The sequence below is a fragment of the Caulobacter sp. P1_B12_2 genome (genome assembly GCF_056406675.1).
Genome location: NZ_JBFTZS010000376.1, coordinates 1 through 4,612 on the forward strand (window position 1 = coordinate 1; position 4,612 = coordinate 4,612).

At 66.9% G+C, this 4,612-nt stretch carries 6 protein-coding genes and 1 pseudogene; 5 read left to right on the forward strand and 2 right to left on the reverse strand.

Annotation, left to right across the window (positions count from 1 at the left end):
- Positions 1-651 (forward strand): S-formylglutathione hydrolase (gene fghA, locus AC1DZ6_RS19455; protein ID WP_477098789.1); only part of this gene is annotated, 651 nt, incomplete at its 5' end.
- Positions 652-678: 27 nt separating this feature from the next.
- Here fghA and AC1DZ6_RS19460 read toward each other — a convergent pair.
- A complete protein-coding gene (locus AC1DZ6_RS19460; RefSeq protein WP_477098790.1) occupies positions 679-1,440 on the reverse strand; it encodes a hypothetical protein in 762 nt (253 codons plus the stop codon).
- A 192-nt stretch (positions 1,441-1,632) separates the two neighbouring features.
- Here AC1DZ6_RS19460 and rpsD point away from each other — a divergent pair, with 192 nt between their 5' ends.
- From rpsD to AC1DZ6_RS19480, 4 genes are all read left to right on the forward strand, one after another.
- Positions 1,633-2,250, forward strand: a complete 618-nt coding sequence (rpsD, locus tag AC1DZ6_RS19465) for a 30S ribosomal protein S4 (protein WP_477098791.1) — start codon at positions 1,633-1,635, stop codon at positions 2,248-2,250.
- Between the two features lie 249 nt (positions 2,251-2,499).
- Positions 2,500-2,817, forward strand: a complete 318-nt coding sequence (locus AC1DZ6_RS19470; protein WP_477098792.1) for a TFIIB-type zinc ribbon-containing protein — start codon at positions 2,500-2,502, stop codon at positions 2,815-2,817.
- Between the two features lie 15 nt (positions 2,818-2,832).
- Positions 2,833-3,765: a zinc metalloprotease HtpX gene (gene htpX, locus AC1DZ6_RS19475; RefSeq protein ID WP_477098793.1), complete on the forward strand. Its 933-nt coding sequence runs from the start codon at positions 2,833-2,835 to the stop codon at positions 3,763-3,765.
- Between the two features lie 98 nt (positions 3,766-3,863).
- A complete protein-coding gene (locus AC1DZ6_RS19480; RefSeq protein WP_477098794.1) occupies positions 3,864-4,208 on the forward strand; it encodes a hypothetical protein in 345 nt (114 codons plus the stop codon).
- Here AC1DZ6_RS19480 and AC1DZ6_RS19485 read toward each other — a convergent pair.
- A pseudogene (locus AC1DZ6_RS19485) lies at positions 4,205-4,612 on the reverse strand (serine hydrolase); the annotation flags it as partial. The gene AC1DZ6_RS19480 and the pseudogene AC1DZ6_RS19485 overlap by 4 nt on opposite strands.

The window sequence follows — 4,612 nt, forward strand, 5'->3', positions numbered from 1 at the left end:
GTCTACGAGCACGCGGCCAAGCACGGCATCGCCGTCGTCGCGCCCGACACCTCGCCGCGCGGTGAAGGCGTCGCCGACGATCCGGCCTATGACCTGGGGCAGGGGGCGGGCTTCTATGTCGACGCCACCCAGGCGCCGTGGGCGCCGCACTTCAAGATGTATTCCTACGTGACGAAGGACCTGCTGGAGGCCGTCGACGGCGCGTTTCCGCTGGACCCGGCGCGGCGAGGCATCTTCGGCCACTCGATGGGCGGCCACGGCGCCCTGACCATCGCCTTGCGCAATCCGGATCTGTTCAAGTCGGTCAGCGCCTTCTCGCCGATCGTCTCGCCGCTGAACTGCCCGTGGGGCGACAAGGCCATGACCGCCTATCTCGGCGAAGACCGCGCCGCCTGGCGGGCCCACGACGCCACCGCCCTGATCGAGGACGGAGCGGGGGCCAGCTTCGACGAGATCCTGATCGACCAGGGGCTGGCCGACAGCTTCCTGGAAAGCCAACTGAAGCCCGAGCTGATCGAAGCCGCCGCCGCCAAGGCCGGCCGCAAGGTCACCGTCCGCTGCCAGGACGGCTACGACCACAGCTACTTCTTCATCTCCACCTTCATCGGCGGCCATGTGGCCTGGCACGCGGAGAGGGTGGCCGGACGCTAGCGACGCCGCGGGTCTGGCGGGTAGCGGCTACTTGCCCTGCAGCTTGTCGACGCCGCGCTGGATCACCGCGTCGTTGGGGCGGTAACCCATCTCCTGGACGGCCAGGTTGCCCATGACGCCGTTGAGGGCGCTGGTCGCCACGCCCTTGTCGTCGAACAGCCCCAGGTCGTCGTTGATGCCCTTGCCTGAGTTCTGGACGAGTTTGCCGGCGATTTCCGGAGGGCAATTGCAGCCCGGCTTGCAGTCGGCGGTCGTGGGCGCCGGGTTTGTCGGCGCGACACACCAGGGACCCTTGAAGCTGGCAGGCGGCTTGGCCCGGCCGTCGTTACAGGTTCTTCCATGGCCATTGACGATGGCCTTGGAGCCCAAGGTGTCGCACCACGGCGAGTGAGCGGAGGCGATCGCCACAGCGGTCAGCAGCTTCCGCTTTACGTATTTGGAGCGCAGGTCGATGGCGATAGCGCGCGCCGACCAGTCGCCATTCTCGAAGATCGCGTGGCCATCGAGGTCGGCAAGGCCGTCGCCGCCGCCTGGTTTGGGGGTGCCGCGCCAGGGCGAGCCAGGGGTGTGCTTCTGGCACCAGTAGTTGTTCATCAGCACGCAGCGCTTCTTCTCCACCTGGACGCAGGTCACCGCGACGCCGCCGGGCGCGAGCAGATTCTTCTGGGCCTCCGCGCACCAGTTTTCGGCGCGGGCCGGTTCGCTGGCGACCTTCGGCGCGGTCTGTGCGACGGCGATCGAAGCAAAGAGCAACAGCGCCACTATTCCCACAGCGTGCGTGATCTTCATGTCTCATCCCCCGGTCGAGCTTTCGACCGTACGATCCCATTTGACTCTGTCCACGGTTTTCCTCATAAACCGCCCCTTCTCGCCACCGGCTTGCCGTGTGGCGCGAAAACTACATGACGGAATGACTCGAAGCCGCCGTTGAGATCGCACCCTTTCGGGGGGCCGGCCCGGATCGAACTAAAAGAGTGACTTATGTCCAAGCGCCATAGCGCCAAGTACAAGATCGACCGCCGTATGGGCGAAAACCTCTGGGGCCGGCCGAAGTCGCCGGTGAACCAGCGGTCCTACGGCCCCGGCCAGCACGGCCAGCGCCGCAAGCAGAAAGTCTCGGACTTCGGTCTGCAGCTGCGCGCCAAGCAAAAGCTGAAGGGCTACTACGGCAACCTGACCGAGAAGCAATTCTCGCGCACCTACGAAGAAGCCGCGCGCCGCAAGGGCAACACGGCTGAAAACCTGGTGGGCCTGCTCGAGTCGCGTCTGGACGCCATCGTCTACCGCGCCAAGTTCGTCCCGACCCCGTTCGCCGCCCGTCAGTTCGTCAACCACGGCCACGTGCTGGTGAACGGCAAGCGCGTCAACATCGCCAGCTACCGCGTGAAGCCGGGCGACGTCGTGAGCGTCCGCGAAAAGTCGCGCAACATGGCCCTGGTCATCGAGGCCCTGGCCTCGGGCGAGCGCGATTTCTGCGAATACGTCACCGTCGAAGCCAAGGCGATGAGCGCGACCTACGTCCGGATCCCGGAACTGTCGGAAGTGCCTTACCCGGTGAAGATGGAACCCAACCTCGTCGTCGAATTCTACGCTTCGTAAGCGTCGACCTCGAAAACGATCGGAAAGGCCCCGGAGAAATCCGGGGCCTTTTTCGTTTTGGCCCCTTGAACCGCCATAATGGCCCCCTAAATCCTGAGAGCGGGCCGGGCCCCTCTGGCGAGTGATGCAAGCACTCGTGATGTCGGACCGCATCGGGTGTTCTCGATGTCTGGGTCCGGTTGTCCCCCTCCCTCCACCGCCGGATCCAGCTTCGGGAGCACCCGTCCATCAACAGGACAGGGTCCCGATATGCCGCTTCTGATGTGCCCCAATTGCGACGCCTCCATGCAGGCCGTCCAGCGCGCCAGCGTCGAGTTCGACATGTGCCCCCAATGCCGGGGCGTGTGGCTGGACCGCGGCGAACTGGAGAAGCTGATGGCCATGGAGCGGGGCGAACCCCAGACCGCGACGCCGCGCCTGCCCGACTATGAGCGGCCCCGCGAGCGATCGGATCCTCGCCCCGAACACCGGCGTGAAGACTACCGTCACGACGACGAGCGCCGCCATAATGGCCAGGGCCACTACGGCAAGAAGAAGCGCTTCGACCTGTTCGACATCTTCGACTGATCACGACCTAGAGCCATGAACCACTTCAAGACCTTCGCCCTTCTGGCCGGCCTGACGGCGCTGTTCGTCGGAGCCGGCTACATGATCGGCGGCCCAACCGGCATGCTGATCGCCCTGGTGTTCGCCGTGGGCATGAACCTGTTCTCGTACTGGAACGCCGACAAGATCGTGCTGCGAATGTACGGCGCGATCGAGGTCGACGCCCGCCATCCCGAGCCGCTGGTCCGGGCCTATGTCGCCGACGTCGAGGACCTTGCGCGCCGCGCTGGCCTGCCGCGTCCGCGCATCACGGTGATCGACAGCGACCAGCCCAACGCCTTCGCCACCGGCCGCGACCCTGCCCATGCCGCCGTGGCGGCCAGCACCGGTCTGCTGGGCCTGCTGGACCGCGACGAGATCCGCGGCGTCATGGCTCACGAGCTGGCCCATGTGAAGAACCGCGACACCCTGACCATGACCGTGACGGCCACGATCGCCGGCGCGATCTCGGCCTTGGCTAATTTCGCGTTCTTCTTCGGCGGCTCGCGCGACGACGAGGAGCGCCCGGGCGGCCTGATCGGGACCATAGCCCTGGCCATCCTGGCCCCGATCGCCGCCATGCTGGTGCAGATGGCCATCAGCCGCTCGCGCGAGTACGAGGCCGACCGGATCGGCGCCGAGATCGCCGGTGACGGCCGGGCCCTGGCCCGAGCGTTGGAGAAGATCGAGGCCTATGCCCGGGGCGGCGCGGTCAATCTCGAGGCCGAGCGCAATCCGGCCACGGCGCACCTGTTCATCATCAACCCGCTGGCAGGTAAGGGCGCCGACAACCTGTTCTCGACCCACCCGGCCACCCGCAACCGGGTCGAGGCCCTGCTGCGGCTGGGTGTCAGCCAGGCGACGCGGGGGCGGGTCGGCACGGCCGTGCCCACGGCGGGGCCGAGCCGGCAGCCCGGTCCCTGGAGCTGAAAGCCGCGACAATCTGTCGCTCCGAGCATGGTTTCCGCCGTCCTTAACCCTGCGACAAGGCCCAGGCCCTATCGTGTGAAACGCTTGGGGGAAAAGCCATGACCATGACGCTCGAAGTTCAGAAGACCACCGGCATCGTCGGGCTGCTGGAGGCCCTGTCGGCCGAGATGTCGATCGCCGCCGTGTCGTGCGGTCACCTGGACAGCGCCTTGGGCCAGCTCCTCGAGGCGGTGCCGCTGGAAAGCCGGCTGAAGGTGATGCAGGAGCTGCACATGGTCGACATGCTGGCCCAGCACATCACCGCCATCACCGACTTCACCGCCGGCCTGGCCACCTCGATGGCCGCGGACGGCTCCCCCGACGTCGACGCGGCCCTGTCGCGCATCACCCTGGGCGACGTGGCCGCGCGCCTGCGCGAGACGCTAAACGCGAAGGCGGCCTAAGGGGCCGCCACCGGCAGCACCGGGTTGTATTCCCACGTCCAGGGCATCCCCACGTCGCCCAGCGCCGCCTTCAGCAGCGGCGGGAAGATCCGCGCTCCGACGCCGCTGTCGCTCAGCAGCAGCAGGCAGCGCTCGCCGCGCTCGACGCAGATCAGCTGATTGTCGGTGATGTCGTTGTGGCCGCCCTTGTAGAAGGCGTGGCCCTGGGGACCGTCGAACACCACCACGCCCAGGCCGGCGGCCAGACCGATCCTGGCGTTGTCGGGATTGTCGACGATCAGGAACGGCGGGAACTGGTTCTTGCCGACGATTGGGAAGCTGGCCTTGGTCCGCTCGGCCCGCGCCTTGGCTGAAAGACCTTGGCCCGAGACCATGGCGGCCGCCAGCTGCGCCAAGTCGTGGAT

Coding starts and splice junctions, on each gene's coding strand:
- AC1DZ6_RS19470 (WP_477098792.1), top strand. CDS start 2,500: ATGCCGCTTCTGATGTGCCCCAATTGCGACGCCTCCATGCAGGCCGTC.
- AC1DZ6_RS19480 (WP_477098794.1), top strand. CDS start 3,864: ATGACCATGACGCTCGAAGTTCAGAAGACCACCGGCATCGTCGGGCTG.
- AC1DZ6_RS19460 (WP_477098790.1), bottom strand. CDS start 1,440: ATGAAGATCACGCACGCTGTGGGAATAGTGGCGCTGTTGCTCTTTGCT.
- rpsD (WP_477098791.1), top strand. CDS start 1,633: ATGTCCAAGCGCCATAGCGCCAAGTACAAGATCGACCGCCGTATGGGC.
- htpX (WP_477098793.1), top strand. CDS start 2,833: ATGAACCACTTCAAGACCTTCGCCCTTCTGGCCGGCCTGACGGCGCTG.